The sequence below is a fragment of the Paenibacillus sp. J31P190 genome, assembly GCF_059692075.1.
In genome coordinates this window covers 46803-73548 of record NZ_JCAUAS010000021.1, presented here as the reverse complement: position 1 = coordinate 73548, position 26746 = coordinate 46803, and the positions used below count along the sequence as shown (strand labels likewise).

At 47.2% G+C, this 26746-nt stretch carries 20 protein-coding genes and 1 riboswitch; all 20 genes read right to left on the bottom strand.

Annotated features, from left to right (window positions below):
• Positions 1-163 precede the first annotated feature (163 nt).
• A complete protein-coding gene (locus tag AC58U0_RS28280) occupies positions 164-1444 on the bottom strand; it encodes a CehA/McbA family metallohydrolase (RefSeq protein WP_497382183.1) in 1281 nt (426 codons plus the stop codon).
• Between the two features lie 27 nt (positions 1445-1471).
• Entirely contained in the window at positions 1472-2251 is a 780-nt protein-coding gene (locus AC58U0_RS28275) for an endonuclease/exonuclease/phosphatase family protein (RefSeq protein ID WP_497382182.1), read from the bottom strand.
• Between the two features lie 37 nt (positions 2252-2288).
• Positions 2289-3176: a carbohydrate ABC transporter permease gene (locus AC58U0_RS28270; protein ID WP_497382181.1), complete on the bottom strand. Its 888-nt coding sequence runs from the start codon at positions 3174-3176 to the stop codon at positions 2289-2291.
• Positions 3177-3194: 18 nt separating this feature from the next.
• Positions 3195-4085 carry an ABC transporter permease gene (locus AC58U0_RS28265; RefSeq protein WP_497382180.1) on the bottom strand — a complete coding sequence of 297 codons (891 nt, stop codon included), beginning with the start codon at positions 4083-4085 and terminating at the stop codon, positions 3195-3197.
• Positions 4086-4176: 91 nt separating this feature from the next.
• Positions 4177-5820, bottom strand: coding sequence for an extracellular solute-binding protein (locus AC58U0_RS28260; RefSeq protein ID WP_497382179.1), 1644 nt, complete (start codon positions 5818-5820; stop codon positions 4177-4179).
• Positions 5821-5979: 159 nt separating this feature from the next.
• Entirely contained in the window at positions 5980-6765 is a 786-nt protein-coding gene (locus AC58U0_RS28255) for a response regulator transcription factor (protein ID WP_497382178.1), read from the bottom strand.
• Positions 6762-8498, bottom strand: coding sequence for a sensor histidine kinase (locus AC58U0_RS28250; RefSeq protein ID WP_497382177.1), 1737 nt, complete (start codon positions 8496-8498; stop codon positions 6762-6764). The genes AC58U0_RS28255 and AC58U0_RS28250 overlap by 4 nt, the downstream gene beginning before the upstream one ends.
• Before the next feature lie 209 nt (positions 8499-8707).
• Complete coding sequence (locus AC58U0_RS28245) at positions 8708-11866, bottom strand: S-layer homology domain-containing protein (protein ID WP_497382176.1); 3159 nt, start codon at positions 11864-11866, stop codon at positions 8708-8710.
• 294 nt (positions 11867-12160) lie between these two features.
• The gene (gene purD / locus AC58U0_RS28240; RefSeq protein WP_497382175.1) at positions 12161-13420 is read right to left on the bottom strand and encodes a phosphoribosylamine--glycine ligase; all 1260 of its coding nucleotides are present in this window, start codon (positions 13418-13420) and stop codon (positions 12161-12163) included.
• Positions 13421-13487: 67 nt separating this feature from the next.
• A complete protein-coding gene (gene purH / locus AC58U0_RS28235; RefSeq protein WP_497382174.1) occupies positions 13488-15035 on the bottom strand; it encodes a bifunctional phosphoribosylaminoimidazolecarboxamide formyltransferase/IMP cyclohydrolase in 1548 nt (515 codons plus the stop codon).
• A gap of 197 nt (positions 15036-15232) precedes the next feature.
• Positions 15233-15844 carry a phosphoribosylglycinamide formyltransferase gene (purN, locus tag AC58U0_RS28230; protein ID WP_497382173.1) on the bottom strand — a complete coding sequence of 204 codons (612 nt, stop codon included), beginning with the start codon at positions 15842-15844 and terminating at the stop codon, positions 15233-15235.
• Entirely contained in the window at positions 15844-16884 is a 1041-nt protein-coding gene (purM, locus tag AC58U0_RS28225; RefSeq protein WP_060645814.1) for a phosphoribosylformylglycinamidine cyclo-ligase, read from the bottom strand. Before purM ends, purN begins: the two co-directional genes overlap by 1 nt.
• Positions 16885-16992: 108 nt before the next feature.
• The gene (gene purF / locus AC58U0_RS28220; RefSeq protein ID WP_497382172.1) at positions 16993-18525 is read right to left on the bottom strand and encodes an amidophosphoribosyltransferase; all 1533 of its coding nucleotides are present in this window, start codon (positions 18523-18525) and stop codon (positions 16993-16995) included.
• The gene (purL, locus tag AC58U0_RS28215; protein ID WP_497382171.1) at positions 18510-20753 is read right to left on the bottom strand and encodes a phosphoribosylformylglycinamidine synthase subunit PurL; all 2244 of its coding nucleotides are present in this window, start codon (positions 20751-20753) and stop codon (positions 18510-18512) included. Before purL ends, purF begins: the two co-directional genes overlap by 16 nt.
• On the bottom strand, positions 20731-21426 hold the full coding sequence (gene purQ, locus AC58U0_RS28210; protein WP_047676351.1) for a phosphoribosylformylglycinamidine synthase subunit PurQ: 696 nt from the start codon (positions 21424-21426) through the stop codon (positions 20731-20733). The genes purL and purQ overlap by 23 nt, the downstream gene beginning before the upstream one ends.
• A 151-nt stretch (positions 21427-21577) precedes the next feature.
• Entirely contained in the window at positions 21578-21817 is a 240-nt protein-coding gene (gene purS / locus AC58U0_RS28205; RefSeq protein ID WP_029198287.1) for a phosphoribosylformylglycinamidine synthase subunit PurS, read from the bottom strand.
• Positions 21818-22192: 375 nt separating this feature from the next.
• Entirely contained in the window at positions 22193-23083 is an 891-nt protein-coding gene (locus tag AC58U0_RS28200; RefSeq protein WP_497382170.1) for a phosphoribosylaminoimidazolesuccinocarboxamide synthase, read from the bottom strand.
• A 35-nt stretch (positions 23084-23118) separates the two neighbouring features.
• Entirely contained in the window at positions 23119-24414 is a 1296-nt protein-coding gene (gene purB, locus AC58U0_RS28195) for an adenylosuccinate lyase (RefSeq protein WP_047676348.1), read from the bottom strand.
• A gap of 26 nt (positions 24415-24440) precedes the next feature.
• Entirely contained in the window at positions 24441-25622 is a 1182-nt protein-coding gene (purK, locus tag AC58U0_RS28190) for a 5-(carboxyamino)imidazole ribonucleotide synthase (protein WP_497382169.1), read from the bottom strand.
• On the bottom strand, positions 25619-26104 hold the full coding sequence (gene purE, locus AC58U0_RS28185) for a 5-(carboxyamino)imidazole ribonucleotide mutase (protein WP_029198283.1): 486 nt from the start codon (positions 26102-26104) through the stop codon (positions 25619-25621). Before purE ends, purK begins: the two co-directional genes overlap by 4 nt.
• A 160-nt stretch (positions 26105-26264) precedes the next feature.
• Positions 26265-26366, bottom strand: a riboswitch (purine riboswitch).
• Between the last annotated feature and the right edge of the window lie 380 nt (positions 26367-26746).

Below are 26746 nucleotides of genomic sequence, written 5' to 3'. Positions count from 1 at the left end.
ATCCGCACAATGAACTGCATAGATTACTCCAAAACCCAAAACATATAAATTCTTATCTATTGAAAAAACGAAAAACACAGCCTTTTACCATGCAAAAGGTTGTGTTTCTGCTTTCAATCTATTTCAAGGTTTTCATCGCGTCGCGGATGCCGATATCCTTTTACTAATCAAAATAAATCGGGTTCGTTAACGCAGCCATAAGCGTCATGTTGACCTCGTCGAAATGCCGCCATACTTCAGCGCGTATAAACGTTGTTCCCTGTGCATCAAAATGGATGGTAAGCCCCCCGTCTGAGGACACTAGGACTTCCTTTTCCAATCTGATGTTGCTAAACAGTTTGATCATATCTCCGGCCTTCAAATCCTCGGCTTGCAAACACACTTCTCTGCTCCACTCTCCTGCAGGGACGATGTCTCCAACCCTATAAGAGCCGCAGTTTAGTTCAACAAAAGGTCCGTTTGGCGCATAAGTAATCACCACGTGACCCAGCCCGATGGCGTTCAAAATGCCATCCACGGTTTTTTCAGAAGCGTATACCCATGTACATGGCATCGCATGTTTGACGTACGGATCTGGACGATGGATATCGCTGCCGCCAACAGCAACAAGCCTTCTGCCAGATACGAGTTGACTATGCCACCAATTCAGCGCTCTAACATTCCGTTCCGTAAAGGGGCCATTCCATACCTCGACCCAGTCGTGATCGACACCCAAATCCCATTCCCACGGGCAATACTCGCAGTGCGGATGATTAATCACGATTTTAGCTCCGTTAGCACGGGCTTCGGCAATTTTGGCATTGACGTCTTCTTGACTCTTCACCCGAAAATCTCGGATCGGATCGGTAACGCCCAAGAAATTACTGTGTCCAAAATTCGTTGTAAACTCCATCCCCGGTATCATGACAACGCTCGTATGGCGCGGATAGGTCATGTTTTGGCTGACTGTATTGTGATCCGTCATGGCGATGAAATCACAGCCGAGTTCCTCCATCCTTGCCGCATTCTCTTCCAGCGTAAAAGTGCCGTCGCTATTCACGCTGTGCGTATGTAGATCGCCTTTCAGCCAGCGAGGTGTCATATAAAGAAATTCGATGGTAACGGTAACGGAACAACCTTCGTTCGGTACCTTGTAGGCGTTATGCAGAACCGCCCAGTTTCCATGCGTTAAATCACCTGATAAATAGCCGGGAGTGGATTGTTCCTTTCCAAGTCGAAAGGTTTTGCGCGCTCCTCCGCTCCAACCTCTCACTCTTACGGTGTCCCTCAGGCCCAAGTCGATCACGGCCTTCTGTTCACCGTGTGATTCGATCACATAAGTGACCACAATCTCCTCAACGTGCTCGGGCATTTCAAAAGGCACTTCAATATAGGTGCTTTGCTCTGTATGAGCAATTTTTTTCGTAATTGTTGTAACTGATCGTATTCTTTCTACAGGTTTCATCTGTTGCTCTCCTTGATTTGCTCTGTTTTAATATAAGCGCAAAGAAGCAATAATCGGATAATGATCGGATGGGTAGCCCCCCTCGACCTGCCTTCTATCGACGATCGTTTCCAGCACTTCTACCTCGGGAGATACGAAAATATAATCAATTGGCGCCTCGTCTGATCCGCCTTTGAAGTCGTGCGCAGTGCAGCCTACATCCCCTTCTACAACAGTATAAGCGTCTTTCAGCCAGCCTTTCGGACCTTCTCCCCCAGATTCCCCCCTCAAATAACGGATAGGCGGATAGCCAGGATGGCTGTTCATGTCCCCCATTAAAATAACGGGTAAAGAATGCTCGGACTTATGCGAACGAATATAATCCCAAATCACTTTAACACCATTTTCTCTAGCTTCTTTACTGTGATGGTCCAAATGGGTGTTGTACACGATAAATGCCTTCTGATTGTGTTTGTCCAGGAATCGAACCCATGTACACATTCTAGGGAACATGCTGTCCCAGCTTTTGGATGCCGTTACTTCTGGTGTTTCCGAAAGCCAGAAATGACCTTCCTCCAGCACCTCAAGCTCATCCTTCTTATAAAAAATAGCGCAATGCTCATTGTCGTGCTCGCCAAATCGGCCCATGCCGATCCAATTGTACGCTTCCAGCTCCCCATGAAGCTCGGTCAGCATGTCATAGTAGCCTTCCTGCGTGCCAACAAGAATAGGGTCGTGCTCTTGGATTATATGGGAAACACGCCTCACACGATGAGGCCATGCGTTGTCCCCATCCTTCGGCTCATTGTATCGCAAATTGAAAGTCATGACCTTCCACTCCATCGCATTTGCACCTCTTCTTTGACTATTCTTTTACAGAACCAAGCATGATTCCATGTATAAAATACTTTTGCAGAAATGGATAAACGATAAGAATCGGCACCATCGAAACTACGATTTTGGCAGCGTTGAGTGTCTTATCCGATACTTTCATCAGTAACTCAAGCTTGGTCGAATCAAGTTCCAACAATGCGTTCTGGTTGACGACAAGCTGCTGAATATACGTTTGCAGCGGATAATTTTCCGCACTGCGCATGAAGATCATGCCGTCAAAGAACGAATTCCAGTGACCGACAATACTGAATAAAGTGACCGTTGCCATCGCTGGCAGCGAGAGCGGCAGATAGACTTTGACCATCATATACCAAGGTCCCGCACCGTCCATGTAACCCGCGTCGCTCAGCTCCTTCGGCAGGTTCCGGAAGAAGTTCATTAACAAAATAACGTTAAACACCGGCACCGCACCTGGCAGTACCAGAGCCCATATCGAGTTAAACATCCCTAAAGATTTTACGGTCAAATACAACGGAATAATTCCGCCACTGAACAGCATCGTAAACAGCATGAACCACATATACACATTCCGGTATGGGAATTCCTTGCTGCTTCTCGACAACGGGTACGCCATCATGACGGTCAATATGAAATTGATTCCCCCGCCCAGCAAAACCCGTTTGACGGAAACTAAGAACGCATTAAAAAAATGCGGTTCTTCCAAAATTTTACGATACGATTCCAAAGAAAAGCCAACGGGCCAAAACTTAACGAATCCCCCAGCCGCTGCCGCGTTATCACTAAACGAGACGGAAAATACGTGCACAACTGGCGCAAGCGACATGGCTGAGATGGCTAGCATCACCAAGACTAGTGCTGCTTCGGTTATACGGGCCGAAATCGTTTTATTACGTACCACTAACATTCACCTACTTCATTAGAAAATTCTGTAATTCGCATACGTATAGGCAACTCTGTACGAAATAAAGATGAGAATGAAACCGATCACTGATTTCAACAGACCGACGGCCGTAGCTAAGCCATATTGAGCCTGCACAAGTCCTACCCGGTACACATACGTATCGATAATATCACCTGATTCATAGACAAGCGGATTATACAAATTGAAAATTTGATCAAAACCTGCATTCAAAATATTGCCTATGCTCAAAGTAGCCAGCAAAACAACAGTAGGAACCAAGCTCGGCAGCGTAACATAGTACAATTGTTTCAATCTATTTGCTCCGTCCATTTCGGCCGCTTCATAGAGGGAAGGATTAATGCCAGCTAGTGCAGCTAAATAAATAATGGCAGCAAATCCGAATTCTTTCCAAATGTCTGTGCTAACGACAATGCCAGGAAACAAGCTGTTTTTGGCCATAAACATAATCGGCTCGAAGCCTAACGCTTTCAACGCATGGTTGATAATGCCGTCGAGCGACAGCATATCCATCACAACACCCGCCAGGATAACCCAGGATATAAAATGAGGCAGGTACACAACCGTCTGAACCCATCTTTTGAATATCCGGAATCTAATCTCATTAAGCAAAATGGCAAATGTAAGCGGAATGATGAGGTGCGCGATAATTTTACACACGGCAATAAATACCGTATTAAAGAAAATAACTTTACTGTCTCTCAGTTGAAACATGTACGTGAAATTTTCAAAGCCGATCCAGGGGGAGTCCCATATTCCCAAACCGATCTTGAAGTCTTGGAACGCAATTGCGACTCCGAACATCGGCACGAGATGGAAAATAATAAGAAGCACGATACCCGGCAGGAGCATCAAATGGTAGTGCTTGTAAAACGATTTTATGTTCATAAGCGATACACCTCTGTTCAAACTTATACATTTTTATGGTAGAAAGAGCGCACCACCATTCGGTTAGGTGATGCGCTCTTTACCTTACATGTTACTTTTTGGACTTGCTGATTTCATCCGTTACTTCTTTCGTGATTTCGTCGCCGCCTTGCGCCTTCCAATCCGTAACGAACTTATCAAACGAATCCAGCGGTTTCTCGCCCATTACGATGCCGAAGAAAGTTTCAGTTTCTAATTTCTGTAGATTAGCCCATTTTCTTTCCATCGTCTTCGTATTTGCAGTAAATTCGCTGTACACCTTATTCATGTTCATCTTCAACAAATCTGCTGGAACGGTGTACCCGAAATATCCGGACCAATCTTTCAAATCTGCTTTCGGATTGGCTTTGTCGCGAGTTGCCTTCGCAACCAATTCTTTCATTTCCGGATTCAGCTCTTCAGGCTTGATCTGTCCGCTCATCGCCTTTTTCAATGTATCGGATTTTCTTTCCACAGCATCCGCATAATCGTAGGTGGAATTCCCGATTGGCCAGTACTCTGCGCTTACTGTGAAGTCTAAGTTCAAAGCGTCTGGATCTACTTTACGCTGAGCATTGATAAATGTGTTTGCGTAAATCATAGCCGCTTCAGGATTCTTCATCCCTTTCTTCACAACAATAAACTGTGTACTTACCGGCACCATCATCGTGTTCACAGTCCCTTTGGCATCAGGGATCAAATAAGGCACGAAATCAACCTTCGGATTGAGCTTCATAGCATCAGCAGCCAACCCGCCGGACCACCAGGGTCCGAAGAACATACCCGCTTTGCCGGATACGATGTTCTCGTTTGGATCTTTGCGCAAAGCAAATTCCTTATCAACTGCACCTGCTGCATACATGTCACGCAGCTTGCCGAGTGCTTGCTTCGTTTCAGGAAGTATCGAAGCGTAAGCAATCTTACCGGAGCTATCCTTGATCCAGTTGGAAGGATAAGCGCCGAACGCTTGGAAAATACCTTTGAAGTCGCCTCGCTGCGCTTTACCGCTTACCGTTAAAGCTTTCTCGAAACCGGCGATTCCAATCGTATCCGCTTTGCCGTTACCGTCTGGATCTTTCTCTACGAAAGCTTTAGCGATCGCAGCGACATCGTCCATCGTCTTTGGCGGCTGGAGTCCCAATTTATCCATCCAGTCCTTGCGTACCCACGCCATACTTGCCGCATCCGCTTGTACGCTAATATTCGGAATACCCATCAATTTGCCTTTATAGGTTGCTTTCTCAATCGCTTTGTTGTTCGTTGATGCATACAATTCCTTTGCTAACGGGGAAGCATATTGGTCATACACTTTGCTTAAATCCTCAATTTGTCCGGCTTCGGCGAGGGCAAGGAAGATTTGCTCATTTACAAGCATGACATCCGGCAGATCGTTGCTCGCGATGGCCAGTTTCATCTTTTGCTCATAGTCCTGTGAAGCTGCATACCATAGGATTTTAAAGTTGATATTTGTTTTTTGTGAGATATATTTCATGTACTGGTTGCTTTCTACGGTATCGCCAGCAGGTAACTTTGCGCCTGGGCTTAAGCTTTTGAAGGTGGTCACTTCAATCGGATTCGGCATCTTAAACGGGTCCACTTTAACGTTCGGACTAGCTGCTTGCCCGCCATCCTTGCTGGTCCCTACGTTATTGCTTGAACATGCCGTCATCAGAACAACCAATGCAATCATAGAAATTAGCGTTGTTTTCTTTTTCATATTGCCCCTCCTCATTAATAACCCTGCACTTACATTTTAAAGAAAATGAAAGACATTCGGGTCAGTTAATGTCTTACGTTTAGGAGCAAATCGTCTCCTAATTGATATACTGGGAACGTTATAGGAGACAAAAGTGCACTTCTTTGGAGACGATTTGTGCTAATTCTGGCTCTTGCGAAACTCACCGGGCAGCATCCCCGTCAGCTCACGGAATACTTTGCCAAAATATTTCTCATTCGGATAACCAGCCTGCGTGGCGATCCAACTAATCGTTTTCCCTTTTTGACTAAGGAGTACTTTTGCGTGATTCACCCGCACTTCCCGGATATAATCGTTAAACGTTTTCCCGGCAATATCTCGAAAACAGCGGCTGAAATAGCTGCGGCTCATGTTTACCCTTTTCGCGATGTCCGGCAGAAGCAGCTCATTTTGAAACTCTTGATGAATGATGTCTACTGCCTTCCAAATACTTGCTTTCACTTCCTGAGAATACGGCCCATCATCCTCCTCAGCAAACGCAGGAGTGGCCTGGATCTCTACTTTCGTTTCCCTTGTTCGTACATGCTGCTCCTGCATTTTACCTACAATTCTTCTTAAAATTTCGTCCATCTGCTCATGTTCAAGCTCGACCTTGGTCATATAATCCAGCGCCCCTAGGCGAAGCGCTTCCTGAATCAATTCAAAATCCTGATGGAACGTCAATACGACCATGCTAATATCCCGATAACGTTCTTTCACACACCTCATCAAATCAATACCTGACATGACAGGCATCGCTAAATCGGTAATGAGCAGGTCCACCTGATTATTCTCCAGAAACTCCAAAGCTTTTTTACCGTTACCTGCTTCACCTACGACCTCTAGGTTATGCTCACGCCAAGGCATCATAGCGATGAAGCCTTTACGCACCAAGTGATCATCGTCCACCACCATAACTTTTATCATCCGAGTAAACCTCCTATTGGAAGACGAAGTATGATCGTCGTCCCTGAGCCGATTGTGCTTTTAATATGAAAACTAGCGGCTGCCCCGAATTGAAACTTCACCATACGGTTTACATATTGCAGCCCGATCCCCATACCTACCTTCTTTTTCTCTAACGTGTTCTCGCTCATTAATTGATCAATTTCTTCCTCTGTCATCCCGTCTCCATTGTCTCTAACTTCAATAATGACATGCGAATCACCGTCTTCTATGACACTGACCTCGATAATGCCTTTATCCTCCAAGCCGTGATACAACGCATTTTCAACAAGCGGCTGTAGAATGAACCTTGGAACCGGCAGCTCAAGCGCCTCGGAATCGGCATGGATTTTCACATCAAATTGAAAGTTATAGCGGATGCCTTGCAGCTCAACATAATTTTTTAATGCCTCAATCTCATCTTTAATTCGGGCAGGTCCGCCTTTACCGAGATTATAATAGAGCACTTTGTTCAACGTGGAGACCAAACGGTCAATATCTTTCTGCCCATTGGCACGAGCCAGCCAACGAATGGTATCGAGCGTATTGTGAATGAAGTGAGGATTAATTTGCGTCATTAATTTCTCAACTTCGAGAAATGCTTTGCCTTGTTCCTTCAGCTCCACCTCGCCAATTAATTCGAAGATGCGGCTTCTCATCTCTGCAAACTCTTTATAAATAACGGCAAACTCCAAGATCTGAGATTGTCTTCTCGGGAAAACCTCGTTGTTGCTTTTTACATTGCGAATATCCGTACTCAGCAGCTTAAGCGGGCGGTATACTGTTCGCCAAATCAACCAGGCAATGAAGAAGCTTGCTATAAGCGTTAAGACGGCAAAAAAGGCGAACTGCTTGATCCACCTATTTACTTCGAGGTTATATACCGATTTGGGGACAGCGGCCAACACCTTCCACGATTGATTGCTGGTCTCCTCAAACATCATATATTTATCCGAAATGTTTTTATTCGATTGGTTATTGGCATTATGCTGCATCCCCACAGGAAAATCAGTTGAATTCTCGCTATAAACAATTTTTCCCTGATTATCGACGATCAGATGTACCAAGTTGCCGCCGAATTGCTCGTTGTCTTTGAGTATGCTTTCGGCCAATTTAAAATTAGTTTCAATATAGACATACACATCGTCACGATCCGGCAGCTCGACTTTGCGAAGGATAGACAGCACTTCATTGCCGTCGATCGGGTTTAAAGAAAGATGCGGTCCCATATAAGTAAGTTTATCGAATTTGATAAGGACAGGCAGCTGTTTAAGGTCATAATCGTCACGAACGTTAAAATTCTCAAATAATAGCTGGTTGTTTTTCTCGAAGTAATAAAACATTAATCCAAGAGTCGGATTCGTAAAATGAATCAAGCCTAACTCGCTTCTGATCTCATCGTTCAATCTTTTCTTTTCAAATAAATCAGCTGCTAAATAGTTCTCCAGGCTTTTGCCAACCCTTCCGTCAAAGGCGAGCTGCTGAGAAGCATGATTCAACTGACCGAGCGTATCTTCAAGCAAAAGCCTTACTTGGTGCAAATTGCTTTGGACCCCGCCCTCTGCTTTATTTTGTAAAATCGCATACATGGAGAAATAGGAAATACTCCCGATGATAATTAAGGGTGCGAGTGAGCTGATAAACAGGATCAGGATTAGACGATATTTCAACGAATGCGGCTTCGGATGCAGCCCCGCAATTTTAAGTATGGTCATGATTCAGCCTCGCTTTGCTACTTACCTAATATTGCCTAGTATACCTAACATATAAAACGCTTACAACGGTCAATTAATTGCATCTTTTTGTCAAACGAACAGAGAAAAATGAAAAAGCACAACCCTTTGATGAACAAAAGGCTGTGCTTTATACAATTAAGCCGGAATAGCAAAAAGAAGGAGCTCAAACGCCCCTTCTTCCTCCAACCTTACTTGCTCTTTTCTACGCTTACTTTCAGCAGAACCGTTACGGCTTCAGCTCTCGTTGCATGATCTTGTGGGGCGAATTTGTTATCGCCTTTCCCTTGCACAATACCGGCTTGCTTCACGTAAGCAACGCTGCCTTTCGCCCACACCGGAATGTCCTGGTCATCCGCAAAACCAGTTGCAACACTAGCTTCATTCGACTGGCCAAGCGCTTTTGCAAGCATCGCTGCCATTTCCGTACGTGTAATTTGAGCATCTGGACGGAAGCTGCCGTCCTCATAGCCTTTAATAATACCTGCTTGTACCGCTTGGGCAACAGCTTTCTGCGCCCATGATCCGATTTTCACTGTATCTGTGAATGTCAGTGCCACTCCTTCACCTTTCGGCTTCAACGTGTTCATCAACATCACAGCAAACTCTGCTCGCGTGACTGTATAATTCGGTTTAAACGTACCGTCCGGATAACCCGTAACGATGCCGCTGCTTACCGCTTGCTTAATGAGCGCATCTGCCCAGTGTCCAGTAATATCACTAAAAGTAATTAGCGGATTTACAGGAACTACTGGCTCTTGACCTACAGCAAATACCGCATATTTAGTGAAGTGGTCTACTTGGACTGTAATGTTGTCACCGTTCACTTTACCGCCAGGAACTTCCACCCATACCTTTTTCGATTCGTCAAAATAGAAGACAGACGCTTTTTGATTATTTTTCACTACTTTCGGATCGAACACAAAGTTCAGCGTGACCGGTTTACTGAAATTCTCCGTGAAGTTTTTCAAAATTTCAAAGATGGGGCTGGCTGCAACATTCGTATTATTTAAAAGGTTCTGCGTATTTAACAATTTTTCAATCGTTAGTTTCAATTCTTTACCTGTAGCATCAGCCGGAATTGTAATCTTGACCTCATTTTCCAAACTGACTTCCCCTTCGCTACCTACGGGAAGCGTTAATTTACCATCCGTGGAAGTAACGATGGATGGACCTCCACCGCCACCAGAGGGCTCGCTGGCTTGCTCGCGTTTCAGCCACTTCGCATATAAGGTAGTAGCTCCTACTATCTTGAATCCATCATTTGCTCCATAGCTAGTGCCGCTTCCATCTGCAAGCGTATTCCATCCCGCGAAAGTATAGCCCGTCCGGACTAAATCTACGGCATGACTATACACATTAGCTGTTACTCCTGATGCATATGTGTTGCTGTCAATCGGAGGCGTACCACCGGTATTGCCATTTCCATCATAATCCACGAATAGTTGAACAGCCCGCAAATAAGGATATCCGTTGTTCCGCGAAGCTTGTATTCCCCATTTGCTTGCAAAATCCCATTGGGTATATGTACTTTGCGTCTTCATCAGTGTCGTTATTTTCCCAACGCCATATTCATTGTCATGTTGTCCTGATGTATCCATGTCGTAGAAGCTATTACTTATTGTTCCGTTGCTGTATCCAACCAGGCCACCTAAACTGGAATCCCCGTCTATAAGTCCTGTTGCATAGCTGTTACTGATCGTTCCGTTATTAAATGAAACCAAACCGCCTACACCATAATAACCACTTATACTACCCGTAGCATAGGAATCAGTGATTGTGCCATAGTTATTCCCTGCCAGACCACCTTGATTATAGCTAGATGTTACACTTCCTGTGGCATAGCTGCTGCTGATCGTTCCATCGTTGTTACCCACCAGGCCGCCTGTATCATTACTACCATTCACATTTACTGACGAGAAACTGTTACTGATTGTTCCATCCTCATGATTGTATCCAACCAAACCACCTAGACTAGAACCGCCATTCACACTACCTGCAGATGAGCTGTAGCTAATCGTTCCCTTGTTGTATCCAACCAATCCGCCTGTATAACTTTCGCCATTCATATTTATATTTTCTAAAATCATATTCGTAATAACACTATCCGTACTTGTTATTCCGAATAATCCTGTACCGCTACCGCCTGATTTCATACGCAATGCATTTATTGAACTTCCAATGGATAGATTCTTAATTTTAAAACCCTTACCATCCATATGCCCTTGGAATTCTGTGTTGCGATCACCGATTGGCTGCCAACCTCCATCTGGGAATGAAGTGATATCCGCTGTTAATTGATAATAATTATACGTATCCAAATGGTATCGAATCTCGTTCAACTGATCCACGTTTGCAATTTGATACGGATCATCAATTGTACCTGATCCTCTATTTAAAGCTCCCGGATTCGTAACTACTGTCATTAATTTCGTTCCAAAAACCCCAGTGCCATCCAAGGCTGCCGCCTTCACGGTGACCGTACCTGCTGAGAGGCCTGTCAATAGACCATTATTATCTATAGTGGCAGAACCCGTACCATTCTCAACGGACCACGTAATAGTTGAATTTGTAGCTTCTACTGGTTGTATATCAGCGTGCATAGCTAAAGAATTCCCCACTTTTAAATTAGATACACCATCATCGCTACCTATCTCGATTTTCGTTACAAGGTTAGTTCCCGTATGGAAAGGGTCATTCGAGATTAATCTTGAACCCGAGTACAAGGAGATCGGTTGTGAAGAGATCTCATTCAAATTGGATTTCACTCGAAAAGTTACGTATCCGCCGACAGTATAGGAGGAGAAGCCTCCTTTTACTACATCAGTTCGTGTGTAATTAAAAGGTGGCGAAGGATTAGAATTATCATTTCCATCTGCATTATAGAAGGTTAAGTCCGCTGACTGGGCAAACACCTCAGTTCGACCATTTACAAGCTGACCTTCATTACCATATACAGCAAATGTAACATTGACATAATCACCAACCGTTGTTGGTTGGCTAGCCAATTTGATATGGTCTGCCGTAACCGTTGGTTTGGTTGTTGCAACACTGCTTAGGCTTACTGTACCCGTACCATACGAATAGATTGGAACCCAACTAAATGAACCATCGCTAATATATCCGCCTACCATTGTTTTATTGACTTCATTATTGAAGACTGTTGAAGTCGTGCTTGTAGGTACGTTAGATACAGTTCCATCTGAATATCTGACATATAATTGCTCTGCTCCACTTAGCTGATTATTAAAATAAAAAGTAACTTGAGGTAATGTACTAACACACCCTCCTAACAAGAGCATAACGAAAGCCGAAACTAAACCTATATAACGTGTTGAAAACTTTCTCATGTCAATTCCTCTCCCTAATCCGAGAATTTTGTCGACTAATGTCGTCCACTTCCTACTTTAAGCTTATTTTCGAAATAAAAAAATCCCCCATTTGGGGGATAAGCACTAGATAGGAAGTATCTTTTAGATTATAATCTCTAATTTCTTTGACGCTGCAGCCAATCATTCGCATACGGGAGCAAGCCTTGTTGAACGGTTAAACTATCTTGCTCCCCTCGATTTTCAACATAAATAAGGCATAGCTATGTAAAAAAACACAGCCCCCATTTGATACAAAGGCTGTGTTTTTTCATCCTATTTCAAAGCTTTCATCGCAATATCCGTACGGTAATGCTTCCCGTCAAAATGAATCCGGTCCGCATCCGCATAAGCTTTCTGCCGAGCTTCAATGATATCTTTGCCAAGGCCTGTGATTCCAAGCACGCGTCCGCCGTTGGTGACAATTTGACCATCCTCGATGGCTGTCCCAGCGTGGAACACAAGCGAGTCTTGGACTTGATCCAGTCCAGTGATCGGCAGCCCTTTCGGGTACGGGCCTGGGTAGCCTGGTGAAGCTACGATCACACAAACTGCCGCTTCCTCGCTCCACTCGATCGGCTGTTCAGCCAACGTTCCGTTGTTGATAGCTTGGAAAATATCGAGCAGATCAGTTTTGAGGCGAGGCAAAATAACCTGCGTCTCTGGATCACCGAAACGCGCGTTAAACTCGATTGTTTTCACGCCATTCGGGGTCAAAATCAAACCGGCATAAAGTACGCCTTTGAAAGGACGGCCTTCTTTTACCATGGCATCAGCTGTAGGTTGAACGATGTTCACAAGCGCTTCCTGTACAATCGACTCAGGGATATGCGGCAGCGGCGAGTACGTACCCATTCCGCCCGTGTTTGGCCCTTTATCGTTATCAAAAACAGGTTTATGATCCTGTGACGGCACCATGAGGCGAACCGTGGACCCATCAACAAAAGCTAGCAGTGACATTTCTTGTCCTGTTAAGAACTCTTCAATGACTACGCTAGCTCCGGATTTGCCAAACACTTGATCCACCATAATATCGCGAAGTGCTGCTTCGGCTTCCTCCATCGTTTGCGCAACGGTAACCCCTTTGCCTGCAGCTAAACCGTCCGCTTTTATAACAATCGGTGCTGATTGGCTGCGCAAGTAAGCAAGCGCTGGCTCATACGCATCGAAAGACTCGTAAGCTGCCGTAGGAATGCTGTATTTCTTCAAAAGCTCCTTCATAAACACCTTGCTGCCCTCAATAATCGCCGCGTTCGCGCGAGGTCCGAAAGCCTCGATCCCCTTGGACTCCAAGTGATCAACTAAACCTGCTGCTAACGGATCATCAGGTGCTACCATCACGAGGTCAATCGCCTGCTCCTTCGCAAATGTGCTGATCTCTTCAAATTGCAGTTCTGTAATCGGCACACATTCCGCTAAACCAGCAATCCCGCCGTTCCCCGGTGCACAGAACAATTTGCTGATCTTCGGGCTTTTGCTGAGTGCCCATACAATCGCGTGCTCGCGCCCGCCTCGTCCAATAACTAGTACACGCATTTAGGATAACCCCTCTCATGGGGAATGCCCACGGTCTGGAAATCGATCGTGAGCATTCTCAATTGTTTTAGTGTTTAAAGTGACGAACGCCTGTCATTACCATCGCAATGCCATTTTCGTTCGCTACGCGGATGGATTCTTCGTCTTTAATGGAGCCGCCCGGTTGAATCACCGCTGTGATTCCCGCTTTTGCTGCCATTTCAAGCGTGTCGCCCATTGGGAAGAAAGCATCGGAAGAAAGGACAGAGCCTTTCGCCTTGTCGCCAGCTTGCTCAATAGCGATTTTGGCTGCGCCAACGCGGTTCATTTGACCAGCGCCCACGCCAACCGTCATGTCGTCCGCAACGAGTACGATTGCGTTAGATTTAACGTGCTTAACTACTTTCCATGCGAAAAGTAATTGTTTCATCTCTTCAGCCGTCGGTTGACGCTCAGAAACAACTTTCAAGTCAGCTTCTGTGAGTTGGTAGGCATCGCTAGCTTGTACGAGCATACCACCTTCAACCGTTGTAATCACTGGCTCCGCTTTGCGGCCAGCTACTGTATCTAAGCCGCTTACTTTGAGTAGGCGAATGTTTTTCTTTTTAGAAAGGATATCGAGTGCTTCCGGTGTAAAATCAGGCGCAATGACGATTTCCAGGAAAATCTCATGCAGTAGTTGTGCTGTCGCTTCGTCAACCGCACGGTTCGCCGCCACGATACCACCGAAAATGGAAGTCGGGTCTGCATTGTACGCTTTTGTGTAAGCTTCAAGCACATTTGTACCAATACCTACGCCGCAAGGATTCATGTGCTTAACGGCTACAACCGCAGGCTCGCTGAATTCTTTGACGATTTGCAGTGCTGTATTCGCATCATTAATATTATTATAGGATAATTCTTTACCATGTAATTGCTCAGCCGTTGTAATTTTACCGGCAGCCGCGTTCGGCTTGCGATAGAAAGCCGCGCTTTGGTGCGGGTTCTCTCCGTAACGAAGCTCCTGCATTTTCTCATAAGTCACTGTATAACGCTCTGGGTAAGGCTCGCCTTGCAGGCCAGTCAAGTAGTCACCAATCAATGCATCGTAAGCTCCTGTGTGACGGAACACTTTGGCAGCTAAACGTTTGCGCGTTTCCAGCGTTGTGTCGCCTGTCTCTTGCACTTCTTCCAGCACTTTCGCATAGTCGGTTGTATCTACGATAACCGAGACGAACGCATGGTTCTTAGCTGCGGAACGAAGCATCGTCGGCCCGCCGATATCGATGTTTTCAATCGCATCCTCGTAAGTCACATCAGGCTTCGCAATCGTTTCGGCAAAAGGATACAAGTTCACGACAACCAGATCAATATACTCCAAACCGAGCTTCTTCATGCTCTCTTGGTGCTCCACGTTGTCACGAACAGCCAGTAGTCCGCCGTGAACATTCGGATGCAGCGTTTTGACGCGGCCATCCATGATCTCCGGAAACCCTGTAACCTCGGAAATACCGATAACCGGCACCCCTTTATCCTTCAACAAACTAAGCGTACCGCCCGTAGAAATGATCTCAACGCCCAGCTTCGACAGCTCGCTCGCGAATTCAACAATTCCCGTCTTATCGAAAACGCTGATAAGTGCTCTTTTGATTGCCACTATGCTTCCTCCCAGAAAATAATATTTGTAACTCTCCCGCTCAGCCCAGCTTAGCGATGAAAAACATCGTTAACTTCGACCAAGCTCACGCAATTGGCATAAAACAGCTACTTTAAGTGATATAAAACAGCAGCGCGCACAGCCGAGTTATCCACAAGGAACCTTAATCTCAGCAGTTACGGACCTACGGCATCAACCTACGATCGTACGCTAACCCTGCGGCCATCCAAGCTCACGCGGTCCTCGCGAAGCCAGCGAATCACCTGCGGCAGCAGCACGTGCTCAGCCGCATGGATGCGCTCGGCCAGCGAGTCCGCAGTCTCGTGCTCGTGGATCTCGACGGCGCGCTGCGCGATGATCGGCCCGGAGTCGAGACCGCCGTCCACGAAGTGAACGGTCACGCCGGTCTGCTTCACGCCGTATTCGACGGCTTGCTCGATCGCACGCACGCCTGGAAACGAAGGCAGCAGCGAAGGATGAATGTTGATCATGCGCCCGAAAAACGGCTCAACAAGCACATTCGTAATAATCCGCATGTAACCGGCCATTACGATCAGATCAACCTGACGATCTTGCAGCTCCTTAAGAATAAGAGCCTCGTAAGCCTCACGACTCTCGTATTCCTTCGGAACAAACGTGAATACAGGCACCTTCGCTTCTACAGAACGCTCCACCACATATGCTTGCGGGCGGTCACAGACAAGAAGCTCGATGCTGACATCAAGCTTCCCCTTCTGTACCTGATCTACGATGGCCTGGAAATTCGAGCCGCTGCCCGAAGCAAAAATCGCAATTCGGTAAGGCTGCATTAAACCTCAGCTCCTTGGAACGTCACTACACGCTCGCCTTCAGTAACAACGCCTAAACGGTAGGCTTTCTCGCCTTGCGCTTCTGCTGCGGCAATAGCTTTCTCCGCATCGTCCGCGCCCACGATAACAACCATCCCGATGCCCATGTTGAACGTGCGGAACATATCGTTGTTCGAAATGCCACCCTCACGCTGCATCAACTCAAAAATCGGCAGGATCGGCCACGATCCATATTGGATCTCGACGTTCACGCCATCAGGCAGAACGCGCGGAATATTTTCGATGAAACCGCCGCCTGTAATGTGTGCCATCCCTTTGATCGCAACGTCTTCAAGCATCGCAAGAACTGGCTTCACATAAAGCTTCGTTGGCTCAAGCAGCACGTTACCAAGCTTATCGCCCAGCTCATCCACATGACCTTGAAGCGTATAACCGCCATCTTCCAGCAAAAGCTTGCGCACAAGAGAGAACCCGTTACTGTGCACACCGCTCGATGCCAGACCTAGAACCACATCTCCAGGACGGATCGTTGTACCATCGATGATCTTTTTCTTGTCGACGATTCCAACTGTAAACCCGGCAATGTCATACTCCCCTGACGCATACATGCCCGGCATTTCCGCCGTTTCGCCACCGATCAGTGAGCAGCCAGACTGCGCACAACCGTCAGCGATCCCTTTAACGATAGCTTCAATTTTCTCTGGAATTACTTTGTCACAAGCCAGATAGTCGAGGAAAAAAAGCGGCTCCGCGCCCTGAACGATAATATCATTCACACACATCGCGACAGCATCAATCCCAATCGTATCATGCTTATCCATTGCAAAAGCGATCTTCAGCTTCGTGCCCACGCCGTCCGTACCAGATACGAGCACAGGCTCCTCATACTTGTCTTTGTTCAAGCTGAACAGCCCGCCGAAGCCACCGAGGTCAGTTAACACTTCAGGACGGAAAGTCCGTTTGACGTGCTTTTTCATCCGTTCTACTGCTTCGTTCCCTGCCGCGATATCGACTCCAGCCTTTTTGTAAGCATCCGACACTTCGCTTCCACTCCTTAGTTTGTCTATGTATCGGGAGGTCGTTCGCCTAAGCGAGACCCACCCGTTGTGTCTATTCCATTTTTTTGCATTTATCTATCTATTAACCAATTAATCGCAAGCACAACCAACCTTCGTAACATCCACAATTTCTGTTGGATAGGTGTTATCGAAGCATGCCGTACAGTAGCCGCTTTCCGCCCCTGCGGAACCTTGGCCGATCGAATCTAACAATCCTTCTTTTGTCAGAAAATGCAAGGAATCCGCGTTGATCGCTTTACGAATCTCTTCGATAGAATTCATCGCAGCGATCAGCTCTTTCCGATCCGGTGTATCAATTCCGTAGTAGCATGGGTTCATAAAAGGTGGCGAAGAGATACGCACATGCACTTCTGTTGCCCCAGCTTCTCTAAGTAAATTGACGATTCGGAGTGACGTTGTCCCTCGCACGATGGAGTCATCAATCATGACAACACGCTTGCCTTCGACGACTTTGCGAACGGCGCTAAGCTTCATTTTAACACCTTGCTCACGAAGCTCTTGGCTTGGAATGATGAACGTCCGGCCTGTGTAGCGGTTCTTGATCAGACCCAACTCATAAGGGATACCCGTTTGTTCAGCAAAACCAATCGCAGCGGAAATACTCGAATCCGGTACACCCGTTACCACATCCGCATCGACGAAAGCCTCCATCGCCAGTTTTTTACCCATCCGCTTACGTGCGGAGTGAATGTTCACCGTATCGATGTCGCTGTCCGGTCGAGCAAAGTAGATATATTCCATTGCACAAATCGCGCGTCGGCCGCTTTCCGTGAACCGCTCCGAGCGGAAGCCGTCACGGTCAATCACAATGATTTCCCCCGGCTGTACATCACGGAAATAAGTTGCTCCCACCGCATCGAATGCACAGGACTCGGAGGCGAACAAGTACGCATCTCCCAGACGGCCGATCATGAAGGGACGAAGTCCATTCGGATCTAGCGCAGCAATCATTTTATCTTTGGTAGTGATCAGGAAGGCAAAGCCGCCGATGACTTGATTCATGGCATCTTTGACGGCTTCCACGATATCGTCATGCTCCGAACGCGCAATCAAATGCGCCATAACCTCGGTGTCGCTCGTCGTTTGGAAGATCGAACCCTTCTTCTCAAGTTCGCGCTTGATAATGTTGGCATTATCGAGGTTACCGTTCGTCGCAATCGCAAGGTCGCCCTCGCGGTATTTGAAAACTAGAGGCTGCGCGTTCGCCAGCTTGCTCTCGCCTGCTGTGGAATAACGCACATGCGCAATCGCTGTGGAACCTGTCAGAGGCGACAAATTCTCGTTAGTGAACACCTCTTTGGCAAGTCCCATCCCGCGATAGTAGTTAAACTTTTCATCTTCTACTGTACAGATACCAGCGCTTTCCTGTCCGCGGTGCTGCAGGGCATGCAGCCCGTAGTAGCACAGAGAGGAAGCGTCGGGATGACCATAAACCCCGAATACCCCGCACTCCTCATTCAGCTTATCAAACAATCCGCCATGGCCGCCTACACCTTCGTTGAAATACTCTCCTGTCCAAAGTTCATGCTGCCCGTCGCCCACTTGGACAACAGGAGCAGCAGGAAGCTTTAGGGCCTCTGATTGTTTCACGCCATTAGACATGGAATCGCATCCTTCCAGACTTTCGCCAGCTCGCTTACCGGAGACTGGAGACGCTGTTCGTTATTAATTTTAACGGTCAGATCTGAACCTGTTACTGTTCCAATTTCTTGATAAGGTACGCCTTGTGAAGCAATCCAGTGTTTCAGAGCGTCCGCTTTATCAGGGGAAGCACTCAGCAAAATACGGGATTGTGTTTCACTGAATAGCGTGAAGTCAGGACGAAGGTCAGACGTTACATTAACAGCTGCTCCTACTTTACCACCGATACAGCTTTCAGCCAAAGCAACGGCCAAGCCGCCTTCGGATAAGTCATGCGCAGAAGCAACAAGACCCTCTTGAATTGCTTTTAGTACTGCATTTTGCAGGCGTTTCTCAGTAGCCAAGTCCAATTCAGGAGGACGGCCTTCGGTTACACCGTGAATGACATATTGGAATTCACTGCCGCCGAGCTCTGCTTTCGTCTCGCCGAGCAGGATGATGATGTCGCCTTCTTTTTTGAAGCTTTGCGTCGTGATGTGGTCGATGTCATGAACAAGACCAACCATCCCGATAACCGGAGTTGGGTAGATCGCACCTTTGGCGTTCTCGTTGTAAAGCGAGACGTTACCGCCAATAACTGGCGTATCCAAGAAGCGGCAAGCTTCTGCCATACCGTCTGTGGATTTCTCCAGCTGCCAGAAAATTTCTGGCTTGTCTGGGCTGCCGAAGTTTAGGTTATCCGTAACCGCGAGCGGCTCAGCACCGGAGCAAACCACGTTACGTGCTGCTTCTGATACAGCGATCCGTCCGCCTACTTCTGGATCCAGGTATACGTAGCGTCCGTTGCAGTCGGTTGTCATCGCGAGGCCTTTGCGGGTACCGCGAATGGTCACAACCGCTGCGTCCGAACCCGGACGCACTGCCGTATCTGTACGAACCATATGGTCATACTGGTTGTACACCCACTCTTTGCTCGCTACCGTCGGAGACGCGAGCACCGATTTCAGCGCTTCTGTCAATTTCGTTACCTCAGGGTAACGAGTCGTGTCGATCGATGCGCTAGCTTCGTAATAAGCCGGCACCTTGCTCGGTTTATTGTACACCGGGCACTCGTCGACGAGTGCGCCGACAGGCATGTTCCCCACGACTTCACCGTGGTGGATCAATTTCAGGTAACCGTCATCGGTTACCTTGCCGACTTTGGCGCAGTGGAGACCCCAGCGCTCAAAAATGCCCTTAGCTTGCGCCTCATGCTTCGGCTCAACAACGAAAAGCATACGCTCTTGAGACTCAGACAGCATCATTTCATACGCTGTCATGCCTTCTTCGCGCTGCGGAACTTCATCAAGGTAAAGCTCCATGCCGTTGCCCGCTTTACTAGCCATCTCTGCGCTGGAGCAAGTAAGACCCGCAGCGCCCATATCTTGAATTCCGAGCACGATGCCGGAATTAATTAACTCTAAGCACGCTTCCAGCACGAGCTTCTCCATGAACGGATCGCCCACTTGTACCGCTGGGCGTTTCGCTTCGGACTCAGCCGTAAGCTCCTCGGATGCGAACGTCGCACCGTGGATACCGTCGCGGCCAGTTGCCGGTCCGACGTAGAATACTGGGTTGCCAACACCTTTGGCAACACCGCGTTGAATCATGTTGTGGTCGATAAGACCCACACACATCGCATTCACGAGCGGGTTCCCCTCGTAGCTCTCGTCGAACATGACTTCGCCGCCGACTGTCGGAATCCCGATACAGTTGCCGTATCCAGCTATTCCGGATACAACGTGCTCGAACAAGTACTTCACACGGTCGTTTTCCAGCTTACCGAAACGCAAGGAATTCAGAAGCGCTACCGGGCGCGCGCCCATGGAGAAAATATCACGAATAATACCGCCCACACCTGTCGCCGCGCCTTGATAAGGCTCGATCGCTGAAGGGTGGTTATGACTTTCAATTTTGAACACAACCGCTTGGTTGTCTCCGATATCTACAATCCCTGCGCCTTCGCCAGGTCCCATTAGAACACGAGGTCCTGTCACTGGGAATTTACGAAGTACAGGTTTGGAATTTTTGTATGAACAGTGCTCGGACCACATAACGCTGAATACACCGATTTCTACATAGTTCGGATTGCGTCCAAGGAAGCCGCAAATTTTGGCAAACTCTTCGTCCGTTACGCCCATTTGCTTGTATATTTTCTGCTCCGCGATTTGCTCGGCTGTTGGTTCATTAACGGATAGCTGCTGCGTCATGTTTCTCCCTCCAAGCGCTTAGAATTGATGTGAACATTTTCTTACCATCTGCGGAGCCAAGAATCTCATGAACGGCACGCTCCGGATGAGGCATCATACCAACGACATTACCTGCTTTATTACTGATTCCAGCGATATCATCAAGTGATCCGTTCGGGTTGTTGCCCGCTTCATAACGGAATACGATTTGATTGTTTTCTTGCAATTCTTTTAGCGTAGCTTCGTCACAATAGTAGTTGCCTTCGCCGTGAGCGATCGGGATTTCAATCAGCTCGCCCTCCGCGTAATCACGCGTGAAAGCCGTCGTGTTGTTCTCCACTTTGAGGATCGTTTGGTGGCAGCGGAATTTCATTCCGTTGTTGCGCAGCAAAGCGCCTGGCAGTAATCTTGCTTCCGTTAACACTTGGAATCCGTTACAAATACCTAGAATGTACTTGCCTTCTTCCGCAGCCTTAACCACAGCTTTCATCACGTTCGTAAATTGTGCAATCGCTCCGCAACGCAGGTAATCTCCATAAGAGAATCCACCCGGCACGAGGATGCAGTCGTATTTGGACAAGTCGCCATCTGTATGCCAAACATACTCAACCGGCTGACCAATGGTATCTTCGATTGCTTTGTACATATCAATGTCGCAGTTCGATCCCGGAAATACAAGAACCGCAAAATTCATGACGTTTTCCTCCTTAGAGTTTTGCCTTGGCAAAACTTTTTTCGTAGATAAGAAAGTATAAGTTTTATACTTTTGCTTCGCATCTACCTTGACAAACGCTCTCGTCCCAGAAGGACGGCGGAGTCGTTTATCCTTGGTAAAATCTGGTATGTTACGCCAACTCGTAGCGGTAGTCTTCGATAACCGTGTTCGCGAGCAGCTTCTCGCACATTGCTTTTACGCGCGCTTCTGCTTCTGCTTTATCCGTTGTATCCAGTTCTAACTCCAAGTATTTCCCAATGCGCACCTTGCCAACTTCGTCAAAGCCCATGGAATGAAGCGCTCCTTGCACCGCAGTTCCCTGAACATCCAATACGTTCTGCTTGATCGTTACGTAGACCGTTGCTTTCATCTCTAATCTCTCCTTAGCGTTATTCGCCAGAGCAGCTGGCATGGACTGGAGCCCATTTAGAAGTCCCTAAAGGCTCTTATTTCTCATTTTTCTTACGATATCCGGGAATAGCAGCTTCTAAAGACTCTTATTTCCCCAAAAAGCAACTATTTTACTGATAATCATGGAAATAAGAGGCTTTAAAGACTCTTATCCGCAATTTTTTGCTCTTTTCTTAGAAATAGGAGCCTCTAGAGACTCTTATTCTCAACCTGGTGGGTATTGGGTGGGTATTGGGCGGGATTGAGTGGGACTTGAGGGAAACTAATCGCCGCCATCCTCGCCCTTCATCACTACAGCTAATTTCTCAGCGAGTATTTCCCAATCATTTTTCTACTAATCCACCAAGCGGTGTAAAATTTCTTTATAACGGTTCGAAGTTTCTTCCACTACGGAAGCTGGCAGCTCATCCGGCTCACTATTTTTATCCCAGCCCGATCCCGCTAAATAAGTGCGAACGGGCTCTTTGTCCATCGAATCAATCTCGATATCCAGGGCGTATTTATCTTGTGACCAGTAACGCGAGGAATCCGGCGTGAAAATTTCATCAATAATAATAAGTTCTCCTGCGTAGAAGCCGAATTCAAACTTCGTATCTGCTAAAATAATGCCCTTTTGCTCACAAATCGAATGAGCCAACGTGTAAAGCATGATGCTTCGCTCTTGCAGCGCATACGTCAGCTCTTCGCCGACTAAATCAATCATTTGTTCCACGGAAATGTCTTCGTCATGACCGACATCATTTTTAGCCGCAGGTGTGAAAATAGGATCTTGCAAGCGCTCGTTCTTACGCAGGCCTTCAGGCAGTTTGCGACCGTTAATCTCGCCGGTTTTCTCGTACTGTCTCCAGCCGTTGCCTGTGATGTACCCGCGAACCACGCATTCAATGGAGATGCGCTCCGCTTTTTTCGCTACAATAATACGTTCCTTTAGAAGCTCTCTATCTTCCGCACTCGGAATAATCGCGTGGAGCTTTTCCACGTCCGTGTGCACAATGTGATTGCTCATATAACCGCTCGTCACGCCGAACCAGTATTTACTTAGCGCATTCAGAACGTAGCCCTTATCAGGAATTCCAGGCTTCAACATGTAATCAAAAGCCGAAATCCGATCCGTTACCACGATAAGGAAATGTTCGCCCAGATCATACAGTTCACGTACTTTACCCTTATGAACCAGGGGAGCATTAATCAATTCAATAGCTGAATCCAAGATATTGTTAGCCACGAACCACACATCCTTTCCTGCTAAAATGCCCTGCTTTATTTCAAACCTAAACGGTTAAAGATCGTATCTACGTGTTTCAAATGCCAGCTCGGATCGAAGCAATCTGCGATTTCTTCTGGGCTTAACACTTCCGTAATCACGGAAGCATTCTCCACGATTTCACGGAATGAACGCTGTTCTTCCCATGCTTGCATCGCTCTAGGCTGAACCGTATCGTAAGCTTGCTCACGAGCAAAGCCTTTGTCGATCAGCTTCGTCATCACGCGGCCAGAGAAAGGAACGTCATAGGTGCTGCGCATGTTGCGTTTCATATTTTCAGGGAACACAGTCAAGTTCTTGATGATGTTGCCTAGGCGGTTCAGCATGTAGTTCAGCAGCTGCGTCGCATCCGGCAGGATAATACGCTCAACGGAGGAGTGCGAAATGTCGCGCTCATGCCAAAGCGTCACATTCTCATAAGCGGAAACCATGTGCCCGCGAATCACACGGGACAGACCGGAAATGCTCTCGCAACCAATCGGGTTACGCTTATGCGGCATTGCGGAGGAACCTTTTTGACCTTTTGCAAACGGCTCTTCAACCTCGCGGAACTCACTCTTCTGAAGCGCGCGAATTTCTGTAGCGAATTTATCAAGGGACGTAGCAACCAATGCAAGTGTCGCCATGTATTCAGCGTGACGGTCACGCTGCAAGGTTTGTGTAGAAATCGGAGCTGCTTTTGTACCCAGCTTACCGCACACATACTCTTCAACGAATGGATCAATGTTCGCGTAGGTGCCTACTGCACCTGAGATTTTACCGAATTGTACGCCATCAGCGGCAAAACGGAAACGCTCCAGGTTACGCTTCATTTCCTCGTACCAAAGGGCCATTTTCAAACCAAAAGTCGTCGGCTCTGCATGCACACCATGCGTTCTGCCCATCATGGCTGTATCTTTATGTTCGATCGCTTTATTGCGAAGGATTTCGATGAAATTCTGAATGTCTTTGTCCAAAATCTCGTTCGCTTGTCTCAGCAAGTAGCCAAGAGCCGTATCGACAACATCTGTCGAAGTCAAACCGTAGTGAACCCATTTGCGCTCAGGTCCCAGCGTTTCGGAAACCGCTCTAGTGAAGGCAATTACGTCATGACGCGTCTCTTGCTCGATTTCATAAATGCGGTCAATGTTGAAGCTTGCGTTCTCGCGCAGTACTTTCACATCTTCCTTAGGAATAACTCCGAGCTCTGACCATGCTTCGCAAGAAAGAATCTCGACTTCAAGCCAAGCTTGGAATTTATTTTCCTCTGTCCAAATGCGTGCCATTTCTGGGCGTGTATAACGTTCAATCATGTTAGCCGTTCCTCCAATGAGTTCTTTTACTTACTTTCCCAAATGCTTGTCTGTTCTATCCAAGTCAGTGCTTTCGCGACGTCGCTTGTAAGGAGATTGATGTGTCCCATCTTGCGTTTTTCTTTCGCTTCTTTCTTGCCATATAGATGAACCTTCGCGGAAACGCCTAATTCACTGTGTTCCAGGAAATCGGGTTGGTCGATCAATTCTTGCAGCGGTTCGATATGCTCGCCAAGCAAATTGACCATCACAACAGGTGACAGCAGCTCGGTAGAACCAAGCGGCAGGTTGCAAATCGCGCGAACGTGCTGCTCGAACTGTGAAGTTCGGCATGCTTCCATCGTGTAATGACCTGAATTGTGCGGACGTGGCGCAAGCTCATTAACGTAAAGCTGTCCATCCTTCGTCAGGAATAACTCCACTGCGATCAAACCAATTACACCAAGCGATTCTGCGATGCGCACTGCAAGCTCTTCAGCTTCCTTTTGCACCTGAGCAGGGATTCGCGCCGGAACGATCGATTGATGCAGGATGTTATGTACATGTATATTTTCAGCAGCGGGAAAAGCCTTTACCTCGCCGCGTGGACTTCTTGCTGCAATCACGGATAATTCTTTGTCAAAATGAATGAATTGTTCGAGAACCAGCTCTGTTTTGGCGCGGCTGAGCGTTTCGTAAGCTTCCTCTACCTCGTCCAGCGAGCGAAGCACCCACTGTCCTTTGCCGTCGTAGCCGCCAGTTGCTGTTTTGAGCACGCACGGTGTCCCGAAGCGTTCAGCCGCTTCACGCAAATCAGCTGCGCTGGTGATTTCAGCATATGGAGCCACAGGTACGCCTGCTGCTTCAATTGCTCTCTTTTCACGCAGACGATGCTGGGTCGTGTATAAAAGCTCACTTCCTTGTGGAACATAGGACTCATTCATTAATATGTTGGTCACATGCGCATCGACGTTCTCGAATTCGTAGGTGATGACGTCCGACAGGGCTGCGAGTTTTCTCGCCGCTTCCACATCGTCAAAATCCGCCTGAATTTGCTCATCCGCAACTTGACCGCAAGGCGCGTCATCCGTAGGATCGAGCGTCACGAAGCGATACCCCATGTTGCGTCCGGCCAAGGCCAGCATTCGACCTAGCTGCCCACCGCCCAAGATGCCGATGGTGCCCCCTGGCTTGATAACCTTATCGCTTAAGTTTGAGGCTTCGCTCATAACAAGTCACTGCTTTCAATCACGGTCTGAGCAATTCGCTCGCGACGCGCTCTGACCTTCGCTTGCAACTCCGGCTCGAATGCGCCCAGAATTTGCGCCGCCAAGAGGCCTGCATTCGTTGCACCCGCATGACCGATTGCCACCGTCGCGACGGGAATGCCGCCTGGCATTTGCACGATCGAAAGCAAGGAATCAAGTCCGTTCAGCGTGGACGTTTTGACTGGAACACCAATAACCGGAAGCTCCGTTTTGGCTGCTACCATCCCTGGTAGATGCGCCGCTCCTCCTGCTCCGGCAATAATCACTTGAATGCCGCGCCCTGCAGCCGAGGCTGCATATTCGAACATAAGGTCCGGCGTTCTATGCGCAGAAACCACCTTTTTCTCATAAGGCACTCCCAGCTCTTCCAGCATGTCGCATGCGTGCTTCATCGTTTCCCAATCCGATTGGCTTCCCATTATGACACCAACACGTACAGTCATCACAACAAACCTACTCTCATCTTATATAGTAGTTTTCAAACCAGATTCCATACATCATCTATCACCTTAAACCCAAAAAACGCCCAGAGCTAGAATACATGATTCTATCCGCTGGACAGCAAAAGAACCGAATGCAAAAAGACCATCGTCTTCCTATGGTTTCCCTCATTCGCTTCCTCGTAGTCCAAAAATTCATGGTTTTTGGGTAGAAACTTTCAGGCCTTATCCCTGATTTTATACGAGTTGATTCGACATTTTCAATTAGTGCGGCTTCGTTTCCCGCTTCCCTAGTTTACTACCAACTAACGTGCGATGTCAATTTCAAAAAACGAACAATTTTCGTCTAAATCTTTTGGATAGTTCGCTTTTTGGCGCATTTTCTATCATTTAAACGGTTTGCGACCTCAGATGAGATTCTCATCAACTTCTGAGACCCATCTGTAAGCTATAAATACTCTCGTTAAGCAGATGTTTATCATGCTAATATTTTTCGACAAGACCTTTATATATGACTTATCTGCATAAATAAACGGCTTTCGTCTTTCTTCGGTGAGAAAACATGCTGCCTAAAGTCGCTGTAAGAATGAATCCCTATTCGCGGTTGAATGATGTTGTAAAAAGTGCAACAATTACTGCCTAAAT